Here is a 25,522-nt window from a genome sequence, read left to right on the forward strand (position 1 = left end):
GAAACCCGCCAGTAGCAACGTTCCGTGAAAATATACTCACCCCACGTGATGACGGACGGGAGCCGGGAGGGGCATGATCGTCTACTGTGCGGCCGCGGCCTGCGCGATCGGGGTGGTACTGCTGGCGAGCCGGCTCGTCCGGCGCTGGAAGGGCGTGGACGACCCCGACCCCGACGGCCCCACCACCGCCCACACCGGGGCGATGCTGTCGGCGCTGTTCCTGCTGGCGTTCGCCATCGCCATCGTCGTGCCGTGGACGACCGCCGACGCCGCGCGCTCCAACACCTACGCCGAGAGCCAGGCGGTCTCGGAGGCGTACTGGGCGGCGAGCCGGCTCCCGCCGCCGGACGCGCGGCACGTCCAGGCGGAGCTGGGCCGCTACGTCGCCCTCGTCCGCGGCCCCGAGTGGCGGCTCATGCGGCACGGCCGCCTCAGCACCGCCGGCCAGCGCGACCTCGACGACCTGCGCCGCTACGTGATCGGCGTCAAGGCCGGCACCGACGAGCTGAAGGACGCCCGCACCGCCGTCCTCGACCACCTCGGCGAGATCTCCACCGCCCGCAACCAGCGCGCCGCGGACGCCCGCACGACACCGCCCGCCGGGCTGCTGGCCGTGACCGTCCTGACCGGCATCGCCGTCCTGCTGCTGCCGTTCCTGTCGGGCGCCCGCCCGCGCGGCGCGACGCTCGTCCCGCTGTCGATCATGGCGGCGCTGCTGGCCGCCGGGACCTACCTGACCTTCGACATCTCGCACGTGTTCAGCGGCGCCCTCGCGGTCGACCCGGAGGCGTTCACCCACCTGCAGGCGCAGTTGCAGAGCATCGGGGCGGGCGGCTGACCATGCACCCGCTCGCGTTCCGCGCCGCCGCGCTGCCGGCCGTGCTGCCCGCCGCGGTCGCGGGCGCACTCGCCTTCCCGGCCTGCGCGCTCGCCGACCCGACCCCGCACCCCGTGATCAGCGTGTGCATCGACATCGAGATCGGCCCCGGCGCCGGCCAGGGCGGCTCCCCCTGCGAGCCGCCCGCGCCCGCACCGCCGCCGCCACCGCCGCAGACCCCGGCTCCCCCGCCGCCGGAGCCGCCGCCGCCCGAGACCCCGGAGCCGCCCGAACCGGCGCCACCGGCCGTCCACACCCCGGCCCCGGCGCCGGCGCCGCCCAGACCCGAGCCGGTGGCGGCACGGGTCCCGCCGCCCCCGCCGCGGACCCGCCCGGCTCCCCCGCCACCGCCGCCGCCTCCGAAGGAGAAGCCCGCGAAGGCGTCCCCGGCGCCGGCGCACACGGCACCGCGCGCGGTGAAGGCGCCGGAGCGGCGCCGCAACCCGCTGAGCACCTCGCTGGTGCTCGTCGTCCTCGCGGTCGTGATCAGCGCCGGCACCGCCATCGCGTTCGCCCGCTGACCCCGCGTCCTCGATCGAGAAAGACGGGAACCGGGAAAGCGGCTCAGGCAAGGCGGCTCAGGCAAGGCGGCTCGGGGCGGGCGCCTCAGGGCACCTGGCCCAGGGCACGTGGCTCAGGGGAGGCGGGCGACGCCGCCGAGGACGAGGAAGCGCTCGGGGTCGTCGACGGCGTCGCCCTCGTCGGGGCGCCACAGCGGCACGTACACCAGGCCGGGGTCGAGCATCTCCCAGCCGTCGAAGAACGCGAGGATCTCGGCGTGCGACCGGGCGACCGCCGGGGAGGTCGCCCGGTCGTAGAGCTTGCCGATGGCGGCGGTCTTGCCCGGCTGCGCGTCCCGGGTCAGGTGCGAGACCACCAGGTGGCTGCCGGGCGCGGCGGCGTCGCGCAGCGCCGCGACGATGCCCGCCGGGTCCTCCTCGGGCTTGACCAGGTGCAGCGCCGCGACCAGCAGGAACGCCACCGGTTCGGACAGGTCGACGAGCTTGGCCAGCTCCGGCGCGGCCAGGATGTCGCCGGGGCTGCGCATGTCGGCCCGCAGGATCGCGGTCCGCTCGTCGCCCGCCAGGATGCTGCGGCTGTGCGCGACGGCGACGTCGTCGTTGTCGACGTACACCACCCGCGCGTCCGGGTTCACGCTCTGCGCGACCTCGTGCACGTTGCCCTGCGTCGGGATGCCCGAGCCGATGTCGACGAACTGCGCGACGCCCGCCGCGGCGAGCGTCCTGACGGCGCGGCGCAGGAACGCCCGGTTCGCCCGCGCCAGCTCCCGCGCCTGCGGCTCGACCCGCAGCAGCCCGGTCGCCAGATCACGATCGGAGGCGAAATTGTGCGCTCCGCCGAGCAGAAAGTCGTACACCCGTGCGACGCTAGGCCTTCGACTGTCGACCTCGGGTGGGATCCACTCGGAGTCCATGCATCGTCTCCCTTAGACCGAGGGGTGCCGTGCGGGGCGGACTCAGCGTAACGCGCGGCGCCCCGGGGGTCCCCCGCGAACGGGACAGAGAGGACCGATGTCCGACCATCCCGCACGGCCCGGGCCGGCGACCGTCCTGCTCACCCCGGACGGCCGGATCACCGGGTGGAGCGAGGGCGCCGCGCGCCTGTTCGGCCACGACGCCGGAACGGCGGTCGGCGCGGCCCTGCCCGCCCTGCTCGGCCGGCCGGGCGCGGCCGAGCCGCTCGCCGCCGCGCTGAAGACGGCCGCATCCGGCCGCTCCTGGGCCGGCGTGCTGCCGCTCGCCGGGGCCGGCGTGTCCGTCGCCTGCGACCCCATGGCGTGCGAGGACGGCGCCACCGCCGTCGCGCTGACGGTGTCCCCGCCGTGGGCGGGCGGCCTGGAGCTCTTGAACGAGGCGGGCCGCCGCATCGGCTCCACCCTCGACCTGCACCGCACCGCCCGCGAGATCGTCGCCGTCACCGTCCCCCGGTTCGCCGACGCCGGCGCCATCTACGTCCTGGAGCGGCTCCTCGCCGACGACGACCTGCCCGCCGCGGAGGCCGACGGCTCGGCGGTCGTGCGGCGCCTCGCGGTCGCGTTCGCCGAGGACGACCCCGGCGAATGGTCCCGCGAGTTCCCCGTCAACGAGGTCATCGTCTACCCGCCGTCCACGCCGTACGCCCGGTGCCTCACCACCGGCGAGATGACCGAGTTCGGCGGCGACGCCGTCCAGGAGACCCTCGCCCGGCACACCGGCCGCGTCCTGGACGGGCTCCTCGACCACGTGTCGCTGCTGGCGGTGCCGCTGTGGGCGCGCGGCCGGGCGCTGGGGTTCGCGGTGTTCAGCCGCAAGCGCGGCCGGCTGCCGTTCGCCGCCGCCGACACGGCGCTGGCCGCCGAGCTCGCCGGCCGCGCCGCGACGTGCGTCGACAACGCCTGCCTGTACCGGCGCGAGCACCGCACCGCGACCGCGCTGAAGGCCGGGCTGCTGCCCGCCGGGGTCGCCGCGCCGGCCGGCCTGGAGATCGCGCACCGCTACCTGCCGGCCCGCAGCGGCGTCGGCGGCGACTGGTACGACGTGGTGCCGCTGCCGGGCGACAAGGTCGCGGTGGTGATCGGCGACTCGGTCGGGCACGGCGTCACCGCCGCCGCGGCGATGGGGCAGCTGCGGGTCGCCGCGCACACCCTCGCCAGCTGCGAGTTCCCGCCCGCCGAGGTGCTCCGGCGGCTCGACTCCATCGCCCAGGACCTGGACGCCGCCCAGTTCGCGACCTGCCTGTGCATGGTCTGCGACCCGGCGACGCTGCGCTGCGAGCTGGCGTGCGCCGGGCATCCGCCGCCGCTGCTCGCCCTCCCGGACGGCACGGCGCGGCGGTTCGCGTTCCCGCACGGGCTGCCGCTCGGGGTGTCCGACCCGGCGCACCCGGCCGCCTACGAGCAGGCCGCCGCGCAGATCCCGCCGGGCGCCACCCTCGCCTTCTACACCGACGGGCTGGTGGAGAGCCGGATGCGCAACATCGACGAGGGCATCGCCCGGCTGGCGTCGGCGCTGGTGGCCTCGCAGGCCGGCTCGCTGGAGGACACCGCCGACGGCGTCCTGGCCCTGCTGTCCGACCAGCAGGGCCACGACGACATCGCGCTGCTCCTGGTCCGCCCCGCCGGCTGAGCGGCCGGAACGGGCGGGCCGGGCCGACGGGCGGGCTACAGGCCGGGGATCTCGTGGTTGCGGAACGCGTCCACGAAGTAGGCGTGGTCGTCGCGGACGATCTCGGCGTACTGGGTGCCGAACGCGACCATCGCCTCGACGAACGCCGACTCGTCCGGTCCGATCGCCGCGTGGATGGCGTCCTCGACCTGGAAGCCGACCAGGGTGTGGTCGGAGTCGGTGTCGGACACGCAGTGCACCTTGGCGGTGGCGCGGCCGAGGTCGTCCAGGACCGACAGCATGTCCTCCGGCTCGGTGAGGCCGCCCCAGTCGAGGTCCTCCTCGTAGGGGGACAGCTCCTGGACGACGTAGCCGACGCCGTCGATCTTGGTGTGGCCGAGCCAGGGGTCGCTGTTGGCCTGCAGCGCCCGGCGGGACACGGCGGTGCGGTGCCCGTGGTGCTGGAAGTACTCCCGTATGCGGGCGTCGTCCACGACGCGGCTGGGCGCGGCGACGTTGCCCTGCTTCATCGACAGGATGACGTCGTTCTCCAGGGCCTGGGTGTTGCCCTCCACCAGGATGTTGTAGGCCGACAGCCCGGCCGAGCCGATGCCGAATCCGGACGCGCCCACGATGTCCTTCACCTGGTAGGTGAGGCTCCCGAACCGCTTCTCGCGCGGGATGGTGTCCAGGTACTCCCGGTAGGCGGCCTCGACGGCGGCGCGTTCCGCGTCGTCCAGGCGGCGGACGCCGGGGCGGTCCCGGAAGCGGCGGTCGGGGCCCTCCACGACCGTCATGCCCTCCAGCAGCCCGATGCGGGTGCCGCCCATCGCGGCGACGAGGACGTCCCGGACGTAGCCGTCGGTGTTGTCGAGGGTCAGCGCGAACTTCTCGTCGCCCTCGTGCGCGGCGAAGTGCCGGACCTGGTCGACGTAGGCGCGCACGTAGGTCTCGATGAGCCGGCGGATGTCGGCGTCGGAGATCGCCTTCTGCCAGGCCAGCAGCGCCAGGCTCGCCACGAGCCGTTTGACGTCCCAGGTGAAGTGGCCGACGTAGGCCTCGTCGTAGTCGTTGACGTCGAAGACGAACACGCCGTCGTCGTTCATGTAGGTGCCGAAGTTCTGCGCGTGCAGGTCGCCCTGGATCCACACGCGGGACGTCCGCTCGTCGGCCCACGGGTCGTCGTCACCGGCGATGTCGGCGTAGAACAGGCAGGCGCTGCCCCGGTAGAACGCGAACGGGTCGGAGGCCATCTTGCGGAAGCGGCGGCGGAACTCGGCGGGGCTGCGCTCCATCAGGTCCGAGAACGCGTCGACCAGGACGTCGACGATCTGCGCGCGGCGCTGCTTCGGGTCCCGCTCGCGCAGTTCCTCGGTGATGCTCGCCATTCTCTCTCCCTCGATGATCGGGTGAGCCCCGCCGCTGCCGGGGCGTTCCCGATCATTCTGCCGAATCCGGACCCGTCCGGGAGGTGAACAGCGCACGCACGGCCGGTTCCGTCCGGACCAGGTCAAGGGCGGTCTCGGCGTGCCCGGGGACGTAGCCGTTGCCGATGAGCATCGTGACGTCGGCGGCGAGGCCCTCGGCGCCGAGCGCGGCGGCCGGGAACGAGGTCGCCATCGAGAAGAACACGACGGTGCCGCCGGGTGCGGTGGCGAGGATCGCGCCGTGCTCGCAGCCCGGCACGTCGACGCACACGACGGTGACGTCGACCGGCTCGCCGATCGCGGCGGCGACCGCGACGGGGTCCCGGGCGTCGGCGCGGACGACGGCGTCGGCCAGGCCGGACGCGGTGAGGCGCTCCTCCTCCCGCGCGGTGGGGACGAGCCCGATCACGCGGGACGCGCCGGCGCGGCGGGCCGCGGCGAGCGACAGGGAGCCGGACTTGCCGGCGGCGCCCAGCACCGCGACCGACGGGGCGGCCTTCGCGGCGACGACACGGGCGGTGAGGGCGGGCGCGCCGCACACGTCCATGACGGCGAGGGCCAGCGGCACCGGCAGGTCGGCGGGCAGGACGGCGGCGATGGAGCGGGCGAACAGGATCGCGTGCCCGCGCGCCGGGACCTGCTCCGACCGCCCGTCCCAGCCGGCGAGCCCGTCGGTGACCGCCAGCGGGGTGAGGGTGAGGGAGACGAGCGTGGCGACGCGGTCGCCGGGCTTCAGGCCGAGCGGCGACTCCGGCCCGGCCTCCTCCACGACGCCGACGAGCATGCCGCCCGACCCGGTGACGGGGTTGTGCATCTTGCCGCGCTCGCCGATGATCCGCAGCACCTCGGCGCGGATCGCGTCCGGGTCGCCGCCGTGCGCGGTGTGCAGCTGCCGGTAGGACGCGGCGTCCAGGTTGAGGCGCTCGACGCCGATCCGGACCTCGTCGGGCCGGATCGCCGGGTCGGTGTCCAGCCGGTGGGCGGCCTGCGGCAGCACCCCCGCCGGCTCCAGCACCCGGTGCAGCCCCACCGCCGTGCCCGGCCCCGCCGTCCCCGTCCGCACCGTCATCGCCGTCCCGCCTCTCTGCCGAAATCACCTGGTGTAGCGCAAGATGTTCAGGGCACCACTGGTTTCATCGAAAGTCTTCCCGTAACGTCGGGCCCATACAAGAGTTTTGCGCGATCAATGTGAGGCGAGGAGGCGGTCGACGATGACCACTGCCCTGCACCCGGACGCGGCCGTATCCGGCGATGCGTCCGACAGGACCGCACGCCAGCCGTACGCCTACCGGCGCCGGCCCCTGGAGGAGCCCGACTGGCGGCGCCTGCCCGGATGGCGCGGCGTCACGCGGGAGGAATGGGAGTCGGCGCAGTGGCAGCGCGCCCACTGCGTGAAGAACCTGCGGCAGCTCCGCCAGGTCATGGGCGACCGGCTGGACGAGTCGTTCTACGCCGACCTGGAGCGCGACCAGGCCGAGCGGGCCACGATGTCGATGCTGGTGCCGCCGCAGATGCTCAACACGATGGACTCCTCGTCCACCGCCGCCTTCCACGCCGACCCCGTGCGGCGCTACATGCTGCCGGTCTTCAGCGACCGGCGCACCGACTGGCCGTCCCACCCGCACGCCTCCCGCGACTCGCTGCACGAGGCCGAGATGTGGGCCGTCGAGGGCCTCACCCACCGCTACCCCACCAAGGTGCTGGCCGAGCTCCTGCCCACCTGCCCGCAGTACTGCGGCCACTGCACCCGCATGGACCTGGTCGGCAACTCCACCCCGAACGTCGACAAGCACAAGTTCACCATCAAGCCGCCGGACCGGCTCGGCGCCATGCTGGACTACCTGCGCCGCACCCCGGGCGTCCGCGACGTGGTCGTCTCCGGCGGCGACGTCGCCAACATGCCGTGGGCGCGGCTGGAGGCGTTCGTCGACGCGCTGCTGGACATCGACAACATCCGCGACGTCCGGCTGGCCAGCAAGGCGCTCATGGGCCTGCCGCAGCACTGGCTGCAGGACGACGTCCGCGCCGGCATGGAGCGCCTCGCGGCCAAGGCGCACCGGCGCGGCGCGCAGATCGCGATCCACACCCACGTCAACGCGGCCCAGTCGGTGACCCCGCTCGTCGCGAAGGCCGCCCGCGCGATGCTCGACACCGGCATCCGCGACGTCCGCAACCAGGGCGTGCTGCTGCGCGGCGTCAACGACACCCCGGACGCGCTGCTCGACCTGTCGTTCGCGCTGCTCGACGAGGCCGGGATCATGCCGTACTACCTGTACATGTGCGACATGATCCCGAACAGCGAGCACTGGCGGCTCGCGGTCTGGGAGGCGCAGGAGCTGCAGCACGCGATCATGGGCTACCTGCCCGGGTTCGCCACCCCGCGCATCGTCTGCGACGTCCCCTACGTCGGCAAGCGGTGGGTGCACCAGCTCGCCGACTACGACCGCGAGCGCGGCATCTCCTACTGGACGAAGAACTACCGCACCGGCCTGGAGCTGTCCGACCCGGACGCGCTGACCCGGCGGTACGAGTACCACGACCCGATCTACACGCTGCCGGAGGAGGGCCGGAACTGGTGGCGGGAGCGCTCCGGCGCCGCGTGACGCGACCCGCCCGGCGCCTTTACGCTGTAGATCCGGAATGGGGCGGAATATCCTTGGCGGAATATCCTTGGCGGGGTGATCTCCGAGCTGACCGCCGCCGACCTGGAAGACGACCCGCACCCGCACCTCGCGCGGCTGCGCGAGCGCGCCCCGGCCGCCCTGCTCCCCGAGCTGGGCGGCTGGCTGGTCACCTCCCGCGAGCTGGCGCTGCGCGTGCTGCGCGACCCCGGCGCCTTCACCGTCGACGACCCGCGCTTCTCCACCGCGCAGGTCGTCGGGCCGAGCATGCTGTCGCTGGACGGCGCCGCCCACACCCGGCACCGCGACCCGTTCGCGCGCCCGTTCCGCCCGGCGCGGACCCGGGAGCGGTTCACCGCGTTCGTCGAGGCCGAGGCCGCCCGGCTGGTGGCCGGGCTCGCCCCCGCCGGGCGTGCCGAGCTGCGCGGCGAGCTGGCCGGGCCGCTCGCCGTCGCGGTCGTCGCCGAGGCGCTCGGCCTGGACGGCGTGGACGCCGCGACCGTCCGGTCCTGGTACGGGGCGTTCGTCGACGCGGTGTCGGCGATCACCGCGGGCGGCACCGCCCCGGCCGCCGCGGACGAGGCGTACCGGCTGCTCACCGCGGCGGTCGAGGAGGCGATCGCCGCGTCCCGCCCCGGCTCGCTGCTGGCCGAGGCCGCCCGGGACGAGGCCCGGCTGACCACGCCGGAGGTCGTCGCGAACTCCGCGATCCTGATGTTCGGCGGCATCGACACCACCGAGGGCATGATCGCCAACGCGGCGCTGCACCTGCTCGGGCACCCCGACCAGCTGCGGCTCGTCCGGGACGAGCCGGCCCTGCTGCCGGCGGCGATCGAGGAGTCGCTGCGGCTGGAGCCCTCGGCGTCGGTCGTCGACCGGTACGCCGTCCGCGACACCGCGCTCGGCGGCGCGGACGTCCGCGCCGGCGACCTGGTGCGGGTGTCGATCGCCGGCGCCAACCGCGACCCGGCGGTCTTCCCCGACCCCGACCGCTTCGACGTGCGGCGGCGCAACGCCGCCGAGCACCTGGCGTTCGCGCACGGCCCGCACTTCTGCTTCGGCGCCCATCTGGCCCGGCTGGAGACCCGGACGGCCCTCACCGCGCTGCTCGACCGGCTCCCGGGGCTCCGCCTCGACCCGGACCGCCCGGCCCGCCCGCACGGGCTGGTGTTCCGCAAACCGCCGCGCCTGGACGTCACGTGGGACCGGTAAAGGCCAGTTCAGGCCCCGTGCGAACCCGAAAAGGGCGCGCCGGATATGGGAATATGTCGCCATGATCGTGGAACGCCGCATCGAGTTGCGCTTCGGCCTGCAGAGCCGGGAAGCCGGCACGCACACCAACCTGTCCGCCGTGCGCCAGGACGGCCGCTGCCTGTGGGTGGCGGGTGATGAGACGGCCACCATCGAGCGCCTCACCGCCGCGCTGGACGGGGACGGCCGCGTCACCGGCTACGAGGGGCAGACCACGGTCGCGCTCGCCGACCTCGTCCCGCTGCCCGCCGGCCCCGGCGAGGAGGCCGACATCGAGGGCCTCGCGCGCGCCAACGGCTGGCTGTGGGCGATCGGCTCGCACAGCCTGAAGCGCAAGAAGATCAAGCCGGGGCAGAGCGGAGCGAAGGCGCGCAAGCGGCTCGCCACCGTCGTCCGCGAGGACAACCGCTTCATCCTCGCCCGCCTCCCCCTGGCCGCCGGTGAGGACGGGCTGCCCACCGTCGTCCGGAAGGCCGGCGACGGCCGCACCGCCGCCGTCCTCGGCCTGGACAAGGACTCCATCACCGACCTGCTGGCGGACGACCCGCACCTCGCGCCGTTCCTGTCCATCCCGAGCAAGGACAACGGCATCGACATCGAGGGCATCGCCGCGCACGGCGACCGGCTCTACATCGGCCTGCGCGGCCCGGTGCTGCGCGGCTGGGCGGTGCTGGTGGAGGTCCGCCCGGACACCGACCCGGACGACCCGCGCCGGCTGCGGCTGCTGCCGGTCGGCGACGGCGGGGACCGCTACCGCACGCACTTCCTCGACCTCGGCGGCCTCGGCATCCGGGACCTGTGCCCGCACGGCGACGACCTGCTCGTCCTCACCGGACCGAGCATGGACCTGGACGGCCCGGTGCGCGTCGTCCGGTGGCGGGGCGCGGCGCGCCTGGACGCCCCAGGGATCGTCCCCGCCGAGGAGCTGGAGACGCTGGGCGACCTGCCCTACGGCGACGGCGACGACCACGCCGAGGGCATCGCGGTGCTGGACGAGCCCGGCACCCGCCTGCTGGTCGTCTACGACAGCCCGGCCCCGGACCGGCTGACCGGCGCCGGCGGCGTCCTCGCCGACGTCGTGGACCTCGGCTGAGCCGGTCCCGGCCGGCGGTACCCGAATAAGCGCTTGCTTCCACATTCTGCTTGGATGGGCCCCGGCAACCGGCAGCACGCGAAGGGGCAGGGCAGAGCATGATCGAGTGGTCCGACGAAGACCTGATGATCCGGGACGCGGTGCGCGGCTGGATCGACGCCGAGGTCCGGCCGAACCTGGACGTCCTGGAGTCGGGGGAGCTTCCGCCGTACGACCTGCTGCGCGGCCTGTACAAGACGTTCGGGATGGACGAGATGGCCCGCTCGTCCTTCCAGTCCCGCATCGCCAAGGAGAAGGAGGGCGCCGCCGCGGAGGGCGGGGAGCGCCCCGGCGGCGGGAGCGCGGCGATGACCATGATCCCGGTCATCGAGCTGTGCAAGGTCGCGCCCGGCCTGGTGTCGGCGATGGGCGTCGGCCTCGGCCTCGCCGCCGGGACGATCATGAAGCGCGGCACGCCCGAGCAGAAGGAGCGCTGGGCGCTGCCGCTGCTGACCATGGAGAAGGTCGGCGCCTGGGCGATCACCGAGCCCAACTCCGGGTCGGACGCCTTCGGCGGCATGCAGGCCACCGCGAAGAAGGTCGGCGACGAGTACGTCATCAACGGCAGCAAGACCTTCATCACCAACGGCCCCTACGCCGACACGATCGTCTTCTACTGCAAGCTCGACGACGGGCGGGACGCGCGCGACCGCGAGATCCTCACGTTCGTCCTCGACCGCGGCATGGACGGCCTGGAGCAGAGCAAGCCGCTGCGCAAGATGGGCCTGCACTCCTCCCCCACCGGCGAGCTGTTCCTCAACGACGTCCGCGCCGGCGCCGACCGGCTCCTGTCGTCCGGCTCGCAGGGCGGCAAGGAGTCGGCCAAGCAGAACTTCGTCACCGAGCGCGCCGGCGTCGCGGCGATGGCGCTCGGCGTCATCGAGGAGTGCCTGAAGCTGTCGGTCGAGTACGCCAAGACCCGCGAGCTGTGGGGGCAGCGGATCGGCGACTTCCAGCTCATCCAGCTGAAGCTGGCCAAGATGGAGGTCGCGCGGCTCAACGTCCAGAACCTGGTGTTCCGGCACATCGAGATGCAGCGCGCCGGCCGCGCCCCGACGCTCGCCGAGGCCTCGGCGATGAAGCTGTACGCGGCGCAGGCCGCCAGCGAGGTCGCGCAGGAGGCGGTGCAGCTGTTCGGCGGCAACGGCTACATGAGCGAGTACCGCGTCGAGCAGCTCGCCCGCGACGCCAAGTCGTTCCAGATCTACGCGGGCACCGACGAGATCCAGGTGACGCACATCGCGCGCGATCTGCTGTCCCGCTGACCCGCCGCGAACTTTCGCGGCGGGCGGGCCGTCGAAGAGGTGGGGGGCGGGTGAGGGCGATCGCCCGGCCCCCGCCGAAGGCCTTTTCTGGACAGCCGACGTCGGGGACTGGATACTCACAGCCATGGACGGTCAGCCCTCATTCCCGGTGAGAGCGTCCGACACGGAGCGGGACCGGGCACTGCGCGTCCTCAGCGACCGCGTGGCCGAGGGCCGGATGTCGAACGACACGTTCGAGCGCCGTGTGGACCAGGTGCTGCACGCGCGCAGCCAGGCGGAGCTGGCCGGCATCGTGCACGACCTGCCGCCGCAGAACCGCGTGCTCGACCGGCTGACCGGGCTCGTGTCGTCGGTGTCGCAGGTGACGGCGCGGATCGAGGCGGCCTGGCGGGCGCCGCGGCTGCCCCGGTTCATGCTGCCGCCGGCCGACCTGAAGCGGATCGTCGTCGGCCGCGCCCCGGCCTGCCAGTTCATCCTCACCGACCTGACCGTCTCCCGCTTCCACGCCGAGATCTACCGGGCCGGCGAGACCTGGATGATCTCCGACCTCGGGTCGATGAACGGCACCCGGGTGAACGGGTGGCGGCTGACCGGCCCGGTCCGGCTGCGGCCCGGCGACGAGGTCGGCTTCGGCAACTCCCGCTTCATCGCCGCCGCCCCCTAGCGCGCTCCCCCGTTCGCGGCGCCCGGCGCCGGTCCGGGTCCGGCCGGGGTCTTGACGTATTCGTTAAGAGTCCTTACTTTCTCCTCCAAGTTAGGAAACCTTCTTAACTCGGAGGCGCCGCCGTGTCCACCAGCCCCGTCCCGGGGACGCCGAGCCTGCTGCGGGCCATCAACGACCGCGCGGCGCTGGAGGCCCTGCTCGCGCGCGGGCCGCTGACCCGGCCGCAGATCTCCGACCTCACCGGCATCTCCAAGCCGACCGCCTCCCAGCTCCTCGCCCGGCTGGAGCAGGCCGGCCTCGTCGTCCGCGACGGGATCCGGGAGGGCCTGCCCGGACGCACCGCCGAGCTGTACCGGATCAACGGCGCCGCCGCCCACGTCGCCGGCGCCGACGTCACCCCCGCGCGGATCCGGGCCAGCGTCGCCGACCTCGCCGGGACGGTCGTCGGCGAGCACACCCTGCCCACCCCCGCGCGCACCGGCGTGGACGCCGTCGCCCGGATGGCCGAGGCGCTCGACGGCGCCGCCGCCGCGGCCGGGCTCGCCCGCGCCCGGCTCGCCCGCGCCGTCATCGGCATCCAGGGCGCCGTCGACCCCGCCACCGGGCGGCTCGGCTACGCCGCGCACATCCCGGGCTGGCACATCCCCGACCTGGTGGCGACGCTCTCCGGCGGGCTCGGCGTGCCGGTCGCGATCGAGAACGACGTCAACCTCGCCGCGCTGGCCGAGCGGGCCGGCGGGCAGGCCGCCCCCGAGGCGGGGGGCGCCCGCGACTTCGTGCTGCTGTGGGTCGCCGACGGCGTCGGCATGGCGGTCGTGCTGGACGGCGCCCTGCACCGGGGCGCGACGGGCGGCGCGGGCGAGATCGGCTACATGCCCGCGGTGGGCGCACCGCTGATGCGGGACGTCCGCCGCACCCACACCGGCGGCGTGCACAGCCTCACCGGCGGCGCCGCGGTGCTGAGGCTGATGCGCGAGCACGGCTTCCGGGGCCGCGACGCCGCCACCGCCCTCGGCCGCGCCGCCGCCGACGTCGAGCGCGCCGGCCGGCGCACCGCCACCGACGCGGGCGCGCGCGCCGAGCGGGCCCTCACCGAGCTGGCGACCCGGCTCGGCGCCACCCTCGCCACCGTCGTGGCCGTCATCGACCCCGCGCTCGTCGTCCTGACCGGCGACGTCCTGCGCGCGGGCGGGGAGCCGCTCCGCGCGCGCGTGCAACGGCACCTGCACAGCCTGACGATCCCCCGTCCCGAGGTGCGGCTCAGCACCGTCGAGGGCAACCCCGTCCTGGCCGGGGCGCTCCAGCAGGCACTCGGGGAGACCCGCGACGAGGTCTTCTCCACCACCGTCCCCTGACCCGTTCCGCACGCCCGCACGCCCTCCCCCACCCCCAAGGAGGACCCAGTGCCCACCACCACACCACGCCTCGCGGCCGCCCTCGCCGCCGCCGGGCTCGTCCTCGCCGCGGGCTGCACGGCCGGCGGCGGCCCGTCCGGCGGCGGCCCGGAGGCCGGCGAGAAGCAGACGATCGAGGTCTGGCACGGCTGGAGCGCGCCGCACGAGGTGAAGGCGTTCCAGGACGCCGTCGCCGGCTTCAACAAGGCCCACCCCAACATCACCGTCAAGCTCGTCAAGGGCCAGACCGACGAGCGCATCACCAACGCGATCCGCGGCGGGAACCCGCCCGACGTGGTGTCGTCGTTCACCACCGACAGCGTCGGGCAGTGGTGCCAGAGCGGCGCCTGGCAGAACCTCGCGCCCTACATCGCCGAGTCGAAGCTCGACATGGACCAGTTCCCGCAGGCGGTGCGCAAGTACACCGAGTACAAGGGCGTGCGGTGCGCGATGCCGCTGCTCGCCGACGCCTACGGGCTCTACTACAACACGAGGCTCATGAAGGGCGAGCAGCCGCCGAAGACGATGAGCGAGCTGACCGCGCTGGCCAAGAAGCTCACCGTCCGCGACGCCGACGGCACCATCAAGGTCGCCGGGTTCATGCCGTCCGTCCAGTACTACGAGCACCAGGCCCAGCACCTCGCCCCGCAGTTCGGCGTGACGTGGCTGACCGGCGACGGCAAGGCCAACTTCGCCGCCGACCCCGCCTTCACCGCCTACCTGAAGTGGAACAAGAGCCTCATCGACTGGTACGGCTACGGCAACGTCAAGAAGTTCCTGCGCTCGATGGGCCAGGAGTTCGAGTCGTCCAACCCCTTCGAGAAGGGGAAGGCGGCGATGGCCGTCGACGGCGAGTGGCGCACCAAGTTCATCCAGGAGGAGGCGCCCGGCCTCGACTACGGCACCGCGCCCATCCCGGTCGCCGACGCCAGGGCGTCGTCGTACGGCGGCGGGTTCGTCACCGGCACCGTCATCGGGATCCCCCGCGGCGCCGAGCACGCGCGGGCGGCCTGGGAGTTCGTCCGCTACCTGACCACCGACACCGGCGCGCTCGTGACGTTCGCCAACGCGCTCGGCAACGTGCCGTCCACGATCCCGGCGCTGTCGTCGCCGAAGCTGGCGCTGCCGCCGCAGTTCCGCACGTTCCTCGACGTGTTCAAGAACCCGAACAGCACCACGACGCCGCCGACGCCGAACGGCAACGACTACATCGTGCGGTTCCAGAAGTTCGTCCAGGACGAGTGGGAGCCCGGCAAGGTGGACGACCTGCCCGGCGCGCTCGCCAAGCTCGACGGCGAGGTCGACGACTCCCTGAAGCTCGCCGGGGGCTGACCCGTGGCCCCCGGCTCACTGCGCCTGCCCCTCCCCCGGGCGCGGACCGGGACGGCGGCGGCGCGGGCGCGCCGCCGCCGGCGGCTCCGCGTCCTGGCGTTCCTGTCCCCCTGGCTGGCCGGGTTCGGGCTGTTCTTCGCCTACCCGCTCGCCGCCACCGTCTACTTCTCCTTCACCCGCTACAACCTGTTCACGCTGGAGTCCGCCGGCCTGGACAACTACGCCTACCTGCTGCACGACCGCGACGCGTGGACGGCGATGCGGAACACGCTGTGGCTGGTGGCCGTGCTCGTCCCGCTGCGGGTGCTGTTCGGCCTCGGCGTCGCGCAGATCCTCACCAGGATCAACCGGGGCGGGGGCGTGCTGCGGTCGGTCTTCTACCTGCCGTACCTGATCCCGCCGGTGTCGGCCACGGTCGCATTCGTGTTCCTGCTGAACCCCGGCACCGGGCCGTTCCCGGCGATCGCCGAGCGGCTCGGGTTCGCGCTGCCCGACTTCTTCAACGACGCCGCCTGGGCCAAGCCGGGGCTCGCCCTCCTCGCGCTGTGGGCGGTCGGCGACGTCATGATCATCATGCTCGCGGCGCTGCTGAACGTCCCCGCGTCCCTGTACGAGGCCGCCGCGATCGACGGCGCGGGCGCGTGGTCGCGGTTCCGGCACGTCACGCTGCCGACCGTGTCGCCGGTCCTGGCGTTCTCCGCCGTCACCGGGGTCATCGAGACGCTGCAGTACTTCACCCAGCCGATGGTCGCCGGGAAGGTCGCCTCCGGCCGCGCCGACCTGCCCGGCACCCAGTACTCGCCCGGCTACCCCGACGGGTCCACGCTCACGTTCCCGCAGTGGCTCTACGACCAGGGGTTCCGGCAGTTCAACATGGGGTACGCGTGCGTGCTCGCGCTCGTCATGTTCGCCACCGCGATGCTGTTCACGCTGTTCCTGCTCCGCCGGTTCCGCGCGTTCGCCGGAGAGGAGGCGGCATGACGCCCGGAGGCCGGACGCGGCGGGCGCTGCTGTGGGTCGCGGTGCACGCCACCGCCGTCGCGCTCGCCCTGATGTTCCTCGCGCCGCTGGCGTTCATGCTGCTGACCGCCGTGATGACCGACCGGCAGGCGCTCAGCGGCGACCTGTGGCCGCGCGGCTGGCACTTCGCCAACTTCGCGGACGTGTTCAGCGGCGACATGGTCCGCTGGACGGTCAACAGCACCGTCTACGCGGGCCTGTCCACGCTGTTCATGCTGGTGTCGAGCGTCCCGGTGGCGTACGCGCTGGCCCGGTTCCGCTTCCGGGGCCGCAACGCCGCGTTCGTCGTGGTGATCGCGGCGATGATGCTGCCGCCGCAGGTCACCATGGTGCCGCTCTACATCGTGTGGGCGCGGTTCGGCCTCACCGGGACGCTGTGGCCGCTGATCATCCCGCAGCTGTTCGGGGACGCGTTCTCCATCTTCCTGCTGCGCCAGTTCCTCGTGACGATCCCCCGCGAGTACGCCGACGCGGCCCGGGTGGACGGCTGCGGGGAGCTGCGCACGATGCTGCGGGTCGTGCTGCCGATGGCGAAGCCGGCCCTCGCCGCCGTGGCGCTGTTCCAGTTCTTCTACTGCTGGAACGACTACTTCCGGCCGCTGGTGTACGCCGACCCCGACCACTGGACGCTCGCCATCGGCGTCGCCACGTTCCGCGCCGCCCACCACGTGGAGTGGAACCTCACCATGGCGGCGACACTGCTGACGATCGTGCCGGTGCTGGTGGTGTTCTTCCTCGCCCAGCGCGTGTTCATCCAGGGTGTGACGTTGACGGGAGTGAAGGGTTGAAGCTGACGGTCATCGGGGGCGGGTCCACCTACACCCCCGAACTGGTCGACGGGCTCGCGCGGGCGCGGGCGGTGCTGCCGGTGTCGGAGCTGGTGCTCGCCGACCCCGACGCGCGGCGGCTCGAACTGGTCGGCGGGCTCGCCCGGCGGATGCTCGCGCGCGCCGGCCACCCCGCCCGGGTCGTCGCCGCGGAGCTCGCCGCCCCCGGCGACCTCGACGCGGCGGTCGCGGAGGCGTCGATCGTGCTGCTGCAGCTGCGGGTCGGCGGCCAGGCGGCCCGCCGGGTGGACGAGACGCTGCCGCTGGAGTGCGGCTGCGTCGGGCAGGAGACCACCGGCGCGGGCGGCCTCGCCAAGGCGCTGCGCACCGTCCCGGTCGTGCTCGACATCGCCGGGCGGGTCGCCGCCCGCTCCCCCGGCGCCTGGATCATCGACTTCACCAACCCGGTCGGCATCGTCACCCGCGCCCTGCTGGACGCCGGGCACCGCGCGGTCGGGCTGTGCAACGTCGCCATCGGGGTCCAGCGCCGCGCCGCCGCGCTGCTGGACGTCCCGCCCGAGCGCATCGCCCTCGGCCACGCCGGGCTCAACCACCTCACCTGGGTGCGGTCGGTGCGGCTGGACGGCCGGGAGGTCCTGCCGGAGCTACTGGACCGGCACGTCGGCGAGCTCGCCGCGGCCGCCGGGCTGCCCGCCGCGTTCCTGCGGACGCTCGGCGCCGTCCCGTCCTACTACCTGCGCTACTACTACGACCACGACCGCGTGGTCGCGGAGCAGCGCGGCGCGGCGACGCGGGCGGAGGAGGTCGCCGCGCTCGAGCGCGACCTCCTCGCCCTGTACGCCGACCCGGCCCTGGACACCAAGCCCGCCCGGCTGGACGAGCGCGGCGGCGCCTTCTACTCCGAGGCCGCCGTCCAGCTCGCCGCGTCGCTGCTCGCGGGACGCGGCGACGCGCAGGTGGTCAACGTCCGCAACCGCGGGACGCTGCCGTTCCTGGACGACCGCGCCGTCATCGAGGCGCCGGCGCGGATCACCGCGTCCGGCGCCGTGCCGCTGCCCGTCCCGCCCGTCGAGCCGCTGTACGCCGGGCTGATCGCGCACGTCGCCGCCTACGAGGAGCTGGCCCTGGACGCGGCGCTGCGCGGCGGCGTCGGCCGGGTCGCCGCCGCGCTGCTCGCGCACCCGCTCATCGGGCAGCGCGACACCGCCGACCGCCTGGCCCGCGACCTCGTCGCCGCCAACCGCGCCCACCTGCCGTGGGCCGCCTGATGGCCCGGAACCTGGAGGGCGCGGACGTGCTCGTCGCCGTGGACGGCGGCAACAGCAAGACCGACGCCGCCGTCCTCACCGCCGCCGGGGAGCTGCTCGCCACCGCGCGCGGCGGCGGGTTCCGCCCGCAGGAGGCCGGGTTCGACGCCGCGCTGGACGCGCTGGCGGAGGCGATCGCCGCCGCGCTCCGCGCCGCCGGCGCCCGCCCCGGCGGCGTCGTGCACCTCGCCGCCTCCATGGCCAACGTCGACCTGCCGGACGAGGAGGAGCGGCTGGAGAAGCTGCTGCTCGCGCGCGGCGCCGCGCCGAGCGTGACCGTCGGCAACGACACGTTCGCGCTGCTGCGCACGGCCGCCACCGAGGGCTGGGGCGTCGCCGTGGTGTGCGGGGCCGGGATCAACTGCGCGGGCGTCGCCCCGGACGGCCGCACCGCCCGGTTCCCGTCCCTCGGCGACCACACCGGCGACTGGGGCGGCGGCGCCGCGCTCGGCCGGGCCGCGCTGTGGCACGCCGTGCGCGGCGAGGACGGCCGGGGGCCGGAGACCGCGCTGACCCCGGCGGTCGCCGCGCACTTCGGCGTGGACCGCGCGATCGACGTCGGCCTCGGCATCCACCTCGGCGAGTTCGGCGAGGGCCGGCTGACCGGGCTCGCGCCCGTCCTGCTCGACACCGCCGAGGCCGGCGACGCGGTGGCCCGCCGGGTCGTGTCCCGCCTCGCCGAGGAGGTCGCGGTCCTCGGCTCGGTCGCGCTGCGCCGCCTGGACCTGCTGGACGCCCCCGCCGACGTCGTCCTCGGCGGCGGGGTGCTGGCCGCCCGCCGCCCCCTGCTGATGGACGCCATCGCCGACCGCTACCAGGCCCTGGCTCCCCGCGCCCGCCTCCTCGTCCCCGAAGACCCCCCGCTGCTGGGCGCCGCGCTCCTCGCCCTCGACCACGTGTCGGCTCCCCCGCCCGCGCACGCGACCCTCCGCGCCGCCTTCCGCCACCGCGCAACACGTTGACCTGCGGCGTGTTGTTGTTTTCAACGGGCTCATAACAACAACACGCCGCAGGTCAACGAAGTGTTGGGGCGGGGACGGGGCCTTGACGTTGTAAGGTTCGGCTGGGGAGGGCAGAGGGATGCTGATCGGGTTCGCCGTTCCGGGGTCGGGGGGCTGGGCGACGCCGGAGAACCAGGCGGCGGTCGCGCGGCGGGCCGAGGAGCTCGGGTACCACGCGGTGTGGACGCTGCAGCGCGTGCTCAACCCGGCCGGCTCGGACGACCGCACGTACCGGGGCGTCCCCGACCCGCTGGTCACGCTCGCCTACCTCGCCGGGCGGACCGAGCGGATCAGGCTCGGCGTCGCCGTCGTCAACCTGCCGTTCTACGCGCCGGCCGTCCTCGCCAAGCAGGCCGCCACCCTCGACCGCGTCAGCGGCGGGCGGCTCGACCTCGGGCTCGGGCTCGGCTGGATGCCCGAGGAGTTCGCCGCCGCCGGCGCGCCGATGGAGCGGCGCGGCGCCCGCGCGGAGGAGTTCCTCGCCGTGCTGCGGGCCCTGTGGAGCGGCGGCGCGGCCGAGTTCCACGGGGAGTTCTACGACTTCCCCCCGGTGGTGATGGAGCCGCCGCCGGTGCAGTCCCCGCTGCCGGTGCTGCTGGGCGGCGCGTCCGAGGGCGCGCTGCGGCGCGCCGGGCGGCTCGCGGGCGGCTGGGTCAGCTCCAGCCGCGCCGACCCCACCGCGATCGGCCGGTCGATCGGCGTCGTGCGGGAGGCCGCCGAGCGGGCCGGCCGGGACGCGTCCGCGCTGCGGTTCGCGTGCCGGGCCGCCGTGCGGATCCGCCCCGCGGGCGCGGGCGGGGCGGAGCGGCGCCCGCTCACCGGGTCGTTCGAGCAGATCCGCGGTGACCTGGACGCGCTCGCCGGGCAGGGCGTCACCGAGGCGTTCGTCGACCTGAACTTCGACCGCGAGATCACCGGTCCGGACGCCGACCCGGACGCGTCCATGGACCGCGCCATGGCGGCCCTGGACGCCTTCGCGCCGCGTTAGAGCGGCGGGCGGCGCGACTCCCAGGGGGTGCTGAGCACGACCGTGGTCCGGGTCGCGACGTTGGCGGCGGCGCGGATCTTCTGGAGGAGGTCCTCCAGCTCGTTCGGGGACGCGACCCGCACCTTGAGGATGTAGCTCTCGTCGCCGGCGACCGAGTGGCACGCCTCGATCGCCTGCAGGTGCGCGAGCCGGTCCGGGGCGTCGTCGGGCGCGGCCGGATCGATCGGCTTGATCGACACGAACGCGGTCAGCGGCAGCCCGATCTGCCGGCTGTCGAGCTGGGCCGCGAACCCCGTGATCGCGCCGCGCTTCTGCAGCCGCCGGACCCGCTGGTGCACGGCCGACACCGACAGGCCCGTCTCCTTGGCCAGGTCGGTGAAACTCATCCGCCCGTCGTCGGCGAGCAGCGCCATGATCTGACGATCGATCTCCTCCACGCGGGAAATCTAGCGCGCCGGGGGCCGTGCGTGCGCCCCCATTGATCACGGATCGGGAGTGATCCTGCGGTTTCGGCCCGCCGGGCCGGCCGCACGGGTCAGCGGCGGGACGGGCGCAGCGGGCCGCAGCTGCCCCGCACGACCAGCTCGGTCGGCAGCAGCACCGGCCCGCCGCGGCCCCGCCGGGCGGGCTCGCGCAGCAGCAGCTCGCAGGCGCGGTAGCCGATGTCGTGGCCGGAGCGGGCGACGGCGGTCAGCGGCGGGTCGCACAGCTCCGCCCACGCCACGTCGTCCATCATCGCGATCGACACGTCGGCGGGGACGCGCAGGTCCAGCTCGCGGGCGACCAGCACGGCCGCCTCCCCGAGCAGGTGCCCGGCGGCGAGGACCGCGGTGACGTCGGAGCGGCGCTGCAGCAGCCCGGCCGCGGCGGCGTAGGCGGCGTCGCGGGACGGGCGGGCGGCGACGACCAGGTCCTCCTCCAGGGGGATGCCGAGCTGGGCGAGGGCGCCGCGGAAGGCGCGCTCGCGCACCCCGGCGGGGGCGCCGGGGGCGCCGCCGAGGAAGGCGATGCGCCGGTGCCCGAGCCCGGCGAGGTACTCGGTGAGGGCCCGCACGCCGCCCGCGTCGTCGGCGAGCACGGCCGGGACGTCCGGCAGGCCGGGCAGCACCCGGTCGGCGAACACGACGCTGGAGCACACCCGGGCGGCGGCCCGCCAGTCGGCCGCGTCCCCGGCGGGCACCGCGATGACGCCGTCCACCCGCTGCTCGACGAGCCGCTCCACGATCTCGGCCTCGCGCGCCGGGTCGCCGTGCGCGGCGTCGACGATGACGTGCTCGCCGAGGCTGCGCGCGCAGGCCAGCACGCCCGCGACCAGCTCGGCGCGGAACGGGTCGGTGACGTCCGGGACGATCAGCCCGATGCCGCCGCTGCGGCGCAGCTTGAGGCCGCGGCCGAGGGCGCTCGGGCGGTAGTCCAGCTCGCGGGCGGCGGCCAGCACCCGCTCGCGGGTGGCCGCGCTCACCGAGCCACCGGAGAACACCCGGGACACGGTGGCGATGCCGACGCCCGCCGCGCCGGCCACGTCCTTGATCGTCGCCGCCCGCCGTTCCACCCGCGACCTCCCGTTTCGCCCGATTTCGATGATCTTATCCGGCAGAGCGCTCCCATGGAAACGATTCCATGATGTTTACTCCATTCAGTGCTAAGAAACCCCTGCTCGGCAGGGGGTAATGGAAACGTTTCCATGAAGGGGTTCCGATGGCCAAGATCGTGCTGGACCGGGTCGACAAGGTGTACAGCGGCGGCGTCAAGGCCGTGGACGGGCTCGACCTGGAGATCCGGGACGGCGAGTTCATGGTCCTGGTCGGCCCGTCCGGCTGCGGCAAGTCCACCGCGCTGCGGATGATCGCCGGGCTGGAGGAGATCAGCGGCGGCAAGATCTCCATCGGCGACCAGGTCGTCAACGACCTGGCGCCCAAGGACCGCGACATCGCGATGGTCTTCCAGAACTACGCCCTCTACCCGCACATGACGGTCGAGCAGAACCTCGCGTTCGGCCTGAAGCTGCGCGGCACGCCGAAGGCGGAGATCAAGGCCAAGGTCCGCGAGGCCGCCAAGATGCTCGGCCTGGAGCAGTACCTGTCCCGCAAGCCCGCCGCGCTGTCGGGCGGGCAGCGGCAGCGCGTCGCGATGGGCCGCGCGATCGTCCGGGAGCCGCAGGCGTTCCTGATGGACGAGCCGCTGTCCAACCTCGACGCCAAGCTCCGCGTGTCCATGCGCGCCTCGCTCAGCCAGCTGCACGAGCGGCTCGGCGTCACCACCGTGTACGTCACCCACGACCAGGTCGAGGCCATGACGCTCGGGTCGCGGGTGTGCGTGCTGCGCGACGGCGTGCTGCAGCAGGTCGACACCCCGCAGCGGCTGTTCGACAACCCCGTCAACCTGTTCGTCGCCGGGTTCATCGGGTCGCCCGCGATGAACTTCGTCCTCGCCGACCTGACCGCCGGCGAGGGCGGCCCGCTGGTCTCCTTCGCCGGGTACACGCTGCCGGTGCCGGCCGCGACGCTCGGCGACAAGCCCGGCCTGCAGGACTACCTCGGCCGCAAGGTCATCCTCGGCATCCGCCCGTCGGACTTCGAGGACGCCGCGCACGCCAAGCCCGAGTGGGCGCCGATGGCGGTCCGCAGCAGCGTCACCGAGGAGCTGGGCAGCGAGATCAACGTGATCTTCACGATCGACGCCCCGCCGGTCGAGCACAAGGACACCGCCGACCTCGCCGAGGACGCCGAGGGCGACGGCGACATGGCGATCCCGCTGGTGGACAACAAGGCGCTGTGGACGGCCCGGGTCAACTCCCGCTCGCACGTCCGCCCGGGCCAGAACGTGCAGCTCGCCGTCGACACCCGCCGGCTGCACTTCTTCGACCCCTCCAGCGGCCTGGCCATCGGCCACCCGGACGCCGCGGCCCGGCACGGCGCCGCGAGCCTGCGCAAGTAGCACCCGGCGCAGGAACGGCGAAGCCCCCCGGCCCGCGCGGGCCGGGGGGCTTCGCCGTTCCTGCGGGTCCGCCGCGAGCGGCTACTTCACCGAGCCCGCGAGGACGCCCTGCACGAAGTAGCGCTGGAACGCGAAGAACACGATCAGCGGGACGATCAGCGACAGGAACGCGCCCGGCGCGAGGATGTCGATGTTGCCGGTGAACTGCCGCATCTGGGACTGCAGCCACTTGGTCATCGGCTGCGACTCGGTGTCGGCGAACACCAGCGCGACCAGCAGGTCGTTCCACACCCACAGGAACTGGAAGATGCCGAGCGAGGCGATCGCCGGGCCGCCCAGCGGGAAGATCACCCGGCGGAAGATCGTCCACTCCGAGCCGCCGTCCATCCGCGCCGCCTCCAGCAGGTCCCGGGGGATCGCCGCGAAGAAGTTGCGGAGCAGGAAGATGGCGAACGGCAGCCCGAACGCGACGTGGAACAGCACCACGCCGGTGACCGAGCCGAACATCTGGAACCCGCCGAACTCGATGGCCCCGTACAGCTTGGCGACCGGGATCAGCGCGACCTGGACCGGCACCACCAGCAGCGCCACCACCAGGATGAACAGCCAGTCGCGGCCGGGGAACTCCATCCACGCGAACGCGTAGGCGGCCAGCGACGCGATCACCACCACCAGCACGGTCGCCGGGACGGTGATCAGCACGGTGTTCCAGAACGAGTCGACGAAGTCGCCCTTGTCCAGCAGCGAGCTGTAGGACTCGGCGGTCAGCTGGGTCGGCTTGGTGAACACCTCCCACCAGCCGCCGGCGTTGTTGTCCTCGTTGGAGCGCAGCGACGCCACCAGCAGCCCGAGCGTCGGCACGAGCCAGAACAGCGCGACCAGCACCAGCAGCGCCTGCGCGGCGCCGCCGCCGGTCCTGCCGACGATCCGCGCGGCCAGGCCCCGGCGCGGCGCGCCCGCCGCGCCGCCGCCGGCCTCGGCCGGCGGCGCCTGCCCGGTCCTCTCCGCGGTGCTCATTTGCGCTCCTGCCGCAGTCGCCGGATGTTGAACAGCATGGCGGGCAGCACCAGGACGAACAGCAGCACCGCGATGGCACTGCCGGCGCCCTGGTCGTTGCCGCCGCCGAACGACACCGTCCACATCTGCAGGGCCAGCACGTTGGCGTTCGGGTCGCCGCCGCCGATGATGTAGACGAGGTCGAAGACCTTCATGACGTTGATGACCAGCGTCACCAGCACCACCATCAGGACGGGCGCGAGCAGCGGGATCGTCACCCGCCGGAACACCTGCCATTCGGTGGCGCCGTCCACCCGGGCCGCCTCCAGCGCGTCCCGCGGGATCGCGGCGAGCCCGGCGGCGATCAGCACCATCGCGAACCCGGACCACACCCACAGGTACGACCCGATGATCGCGGGCGTGATCAGCGTGCTCCCGAGCCATTCCGCGCCCCGGTAGGCGGCGGTGAAGTTGTCCTTGGGCAGCCGGATCGTGTACGCGCCGTCCGGGACCTTCGCCATCGTGAAGGTGCCGTCGGCCTCCGTGGTGGCCTTGGCGACGACCTTGCCGTCCTTGACGGCCTCGACCTTGATGCCGGGCAGCCCCACCTCGCCGGCGTTGGGCGCGTTCTGCTGCCCGCCGCCGCCCCGGGTGAAGTCGAACCAGACCGTCCCGGTCAGCTGGCCGGGCTCGGCCGCCGGCGGCTGCGCGGCCGGCTTCGCGTCCTTGGGCAGGTACTCCTGCTTGACCTTCAGCAGCGGGACGAGCGCGCTCTGCCCCGCCTGGTAGGGCCTGGCGGTGACGACGGCGCCGGCGTCCTCGCGGACGAGGGGGTCGCCGCCGCTGCGGGGCCCGGCGCCCGGGTAGGTGGTGCCCTGCGCGAAGGTGTCGTGGATCGCGACCATCGCCGCGTTCGCGACGCCCTTGTCGGGGTCCATCTGGTACACCAGCCGGAAGATCACGCCGGAGGCGAGGAACGAGATCGCCATCGGCATGAACACGACGAGCTTGAACGCCGTCGACCACCGGATCCGCTCGGTGAGGACGGCGAACACCAGGCCGATGATGGTGGTCACGGTCGGTGCCACCACGACCCAGATGGCGGTGTTGCGCACCGCGACGAGGTTGTTGTGCCCCTTGAAGATCCCGGTGTAGTTGTCGACGCCGACGAACCCGTCGCCCGAGGCGTCGAAGAAACTGCGGATCACCGAGTAGACGATGGGGTAGACGACCAGGAAGCCGAGCAGCAGCAGCGCCGGCAGCAGGAACGTCATGGCCAGCCAGGACGGCGGGGTCAGCCGCTCGCGTCCCCGGCGGGCGCCGGGCCGCCGCGCGGCCGGCACGTCGACGGCGGCGGCGCCGCCGGCCGTCGCGGCCGGCGGCACCTCCTCATTCCGAGCCTTCATCCAGGGATTCCC

23 protein-coding genes are annotated in these 25,522 nt (G+C 73.9%); 16 read left to right on the top strand and 7 right to left on the bottom strand.

Translation table 11 applies throughout. From position 1 onward, the window contains the following. The first annotated feature begins 73 nt into the window (after window positions 1-73). Complete coding sequence (locus ABFX46_RS18265; protein WP_346043555.1) at window positions 74-838, top strand: bestrophin-like domain; 765 nt, start codon at window positions 74-76, stop codon at window positions 836-838. A 2-nt stretch (window positions 839-840) separates the two neighbouring features. Beyond that, window positions 841-1,398, top strand: coding sequence for a hypothetical protein (locus ABFX46_RS18270; protein ID WP_346043556.1), 558 nt, complete (start codon window positions 841-843; stop codon window positions 1,396-1,398). Between the two features lie 113 nt (window positions 1,399-1,511). On the opposite strand, the gene ABFX46_RS18275 is transcribed toward ABFX46_RS18270, so the two are convergent. Next, entirely contained in the window at window positions 1,512-2,312 is an 801-nt protein-coding gene (locus ABFX46_RS18275) for an SAM-dependent methyltransferase (RefSeq protein ID WP_346043557.1), read from the bottom strand. A gap of 97 nt (window positions 2,313-2,409) precedes the next feature. Between ABFX46_RS18275 and ABFX46_RS18280 the strand changes: the two genes are divergently transcribed. Then, window positions 2,410-4,002: a SpoIIE family protein phosphatase gene (locus ABFX46_RS18280; RefSeq protein ID WP_346043559.1), complete on the top strand. Its 1,593-nt coding sequence runs from the start codon at window positions 2,410-2,412 to the stop codon at window positions 4,000-4,002. Window positions 4,003-4,037: 35 nt separating this feature from the next. Here ABFX46_RS18280 and ABFX46_RS18285 read toward each other — a convergent pair whose 3' ends face one another. Both ABFX46_RS18285 and kdd read right to left on the bottom strand, forming a co-directional pair. After that, entirely contained in the window at window positions 4,038-5,369 is a 1,332-nt protein-coding gene (locus ABFX46_RS18285) for a DUF2252 domain-containing protein (RefSeq protein ID WP_346043561.1), read from the bottom strand. A 52-nt stretch (window positions 5,370-5,421) separates the two neighbouring features. Beyond that, a complete protein-coding gene (kdd, locus tag ABFX46_RS18290; RefSeq protein WP_346043562.1) occupies window positions 5,422-6,477 on the bottom strand; it encodes an L-erythro-3,5-diaminohexanoate dehydrogenase in 1,056 nt (351 codons plus the stop codon). Window positions 6,478-6,619: 142 nt separating this feature from the next. Here kdd and ABFX46_RS18295 point away from each other — a divergent pair, with 142 nt between their 5' ends. The 12 genes from ABFX46_RS18295 to ABFX46_RS18350 all read left to right on the top strand — a co-directional run bounded on the left by ABFX46_RS18295 (window position 6,620) and on the right by ABFX46_RS18350 (window position 20,171). Beyond that, the gene (locus tag ABFX46_RS18295; protein ID WP_346043564.1) at window positions 6,620-8,011 is read left to right on the top strand and encodes a KamA family radical SAM protein; all 1,392 of its coding nucleotides are present in this window, start codon (window positions 6,620-6,622) and stop codon (window positions 8,009-8,011) included. Between the two features lie 75 nt (window positions 8,012-8,086). Beyond that, window positions 8,087-9,241: a cytochrome P450 gene (locus ABFX46_RS18300; protein ID WP_346043565.1), complete on the top strand. Its 1,155-nt coding sequence runs from the start codon at window positions 8,087-8,089 to the stop codon at window positions 9,239-9,241. Window positions 9,242-9,302: 61 nt separating this feature from the next. Next, on the top strand, window positions 9,303-10,373 hold the full coding sequence (locus ABFX46_RS18305; protein ID WP_346043567.1) for a DUF3616 domain-containing protein: 1,071 nt from the start codon (window positions 9,303-9,305) through the stop codon (window positions 10,371-10,373). A gap of 98 nt (window positions 10,374-10,471) precedes the next feature. Beyond that, window positions 10,472-11,677: an acyl-CoA dehydrogenase family protein gene (locus ABFX46_RS18310; RefSeq protein WP_346043569.1), complete on the top strand. Its 1,206-nt coding sequence runs from the start codon at window positions 10,472-10,474 to the stop codon at window positions 11,675-11,677. A 124-nt stretch (window positions 11,678-11,801) separates the two neighbouring features. Continuing rightward, entirely contained in the window at window positions 11,802-12,341 is a 540-nt protein-coding gene (locus ABFX46_RS18315) for an FHA domain-containing protein (protein WP_346043570.1), read from the top strand. Between the two features lie 122 nt (window positions 12,342-12,463). After that, entirely contained in the window at window positions 12,464-13,696 is a 1,233-nt protein-coding gene (locus tag ABFX46_RS18320) for an ROK family transcriptional regulator (RefSeq protein ID WP_346043572.1), read from the top strand. 48 nt (window positions 13,697-13,744) lie between these two features. Continuing rightward, complete coding sequence (locus ABFX46_RS18325) at window positions 13,745-15,067, top strand: ABC transporter substrate-binding protein (RefSeq protein ID WP_346043574.1); 1,323 nt, start codon at window positions 13,745-13,747, stop codon at window positions 15,065-15,067. A 3-nt stretch (window positions 15,068-15,070) separates the two neighbouring features. Beyond that, entirely contained in the window at window positions 15,071-16,048 is a 978-nt protein-coding gene (locus ABFX46_RS18330) for a carbohydrate ABC transporter permease (RefSeq protein ID WP_346043575.1), read from the top strand. Next, the gene (locus tag ABFX46_RS18335) at window positions 16,045-16,875 is read left to right on the top strand and encodes a carbohydrate ABC transporter permease (RefSeq protein WP_346043577.1); all 831 of its coding nucleotides are present in this window, start codon (window positions 16,045-16,047) and stop codon (window positions 16,873-16,875) included. The genes ABFX46_RS18330 and ABFX46_RS18335 overlap by 4 nt, the downstream gene beginning before the upstream one ends. Beyond that, on the top strand, window positions 16,872-18,143 hold the full coding sequence (locus ABFX46_RS18340; protein ID WP_346043579.1) for a family 4 glycosyl hydrolase: 1,272 nt from the start codon (window positions 16,872-16,874) through the stop codon (window positions 18,141-18,143). Before ABFX46_RS18335 ends, ABFX46_RS18340 begins: the two co-directional genes overlap by 4 nt. Further along, a complete protein-coding gene (locus tag ABFX46_RS18345; protein WP_346043581.1) occupies window positions 18,143-19,144 on the top strand; it encodes an N-acetylglucosamine kinase in 1,002 nt (333 codons plus the stop codon). Before ABFX46_RS18340 ends, ABFX46_RS18345 begins: the two co-directional genes overlap by 1 nt. 118 nt (window positions 19,145-19,262) lie before the next feature. Then, complete coding sequence (locus ABFX46_RS18350; protein ID WP_346043583.1) at window positions 19,263-20,171, top strand: TIGR03619 family F420-dependent LLM class oxidoreductase; 909 nt, start codon at window positions 19,263-19,265, stop codon at window positions 20,169-20,171. Here the strand turns inward: ABFX46_RS18350 and ABFX46_RS18355 are convergent. Both ABFX46_RS18355 and ABFX46_RS18360 read right to left on the bottom strand, forming a co-directional pair. Beyond that, window positions 20,168-20,608, bottom strand: coding sequence for an Lrp/AsnC family transcriptional regulator (locus ABFX46_RS18355; protein ID WP_346043585.1), 441 nt, complete (start codon window positions 20,606-20,608; stop codon window positions 20,168-20,170). The two genes, ABFX46_RS18350 and ABFX46_RS18355, sit on opposite strands and share 4 nt — an antisense overlap. A 98-nt stretch (window positions 20,609-20,706) precedes the next feature. Further along, the gene (locus ABFX46_RS18360; protein ID WP_346043587.1) at window positions 20,707-21,723 is read right to left on the bottom strand and encodes a LacI family DNA-binding transcriptional regulator; all 1,017 of its coding nucleotides are present in this window, start codon (window positions 21,721-21,723) and stop codon (window positions 20,707-20,709) included. A gap of 146 nt (window positions 21,724-21,869) precedes the next feature. Here ABFX46_RS18360 and ABFX46_RS18365 point away from each other — a divergent pair, with 146 nt between their 5' ends. Beyond that, complete coding sequence (locus ABFX46_RS18365; protein WP_346043588.1) at window positions 21,870-23,108, top strand: ABC transporter ATP-binding protein; 1,239 nt, start codon at window positions 21,870-21,872, stop codon at window positions 23,106-23,108. A gap of 81 nt (window positions 23,109-23,189) precedes the next feature. On the opposite strand, the gene ABFX46_RS18370 is transcribed toward ABFX46_RS18365, so the two are convergent. Both ABFX46_RS18370 and ABFX46_RS18375 read right to left on the bottom strand, forming a co-directional pair. Then, on the bottom strand, window positions 23,190-24,125 hold the full coding sequence (locus tag ABFX46_RS18370) for a carbohydrate ABC transporter permease (protein ID WP_346043590.1): 936 nt from the start codon (window positions 24,123-24,125) through the stop codon (window positions 23,190-23,192). Continuing rightward, entirely contained in the window at window positions 24,122-25,510 is a 1,389-nt protein-coding gene (locus ABFX46_RS18375) for a carbohydrate ABC transporter permease (RefSeq protein ID WP_346043592.1), read from the bottom strand. The genes ABFX46_RS18370 and ABFX46_RS18375 overlap by 4 nt, the downstream gene beginning before the upstream one ends. Window positions 25,511-25,522 lie beyond the last annotated feature (12 nt).

Origin of the sequence: Actinomadura chokoriensis (assembly GCF_039529475.1) — a bacterium.
GTDB lineage: Bacteria > Actinomycetota > Actinomycetes > Streptosporangiales > Streptosporangiaceae > Spirillospora > Spirillospora bangladeshensis.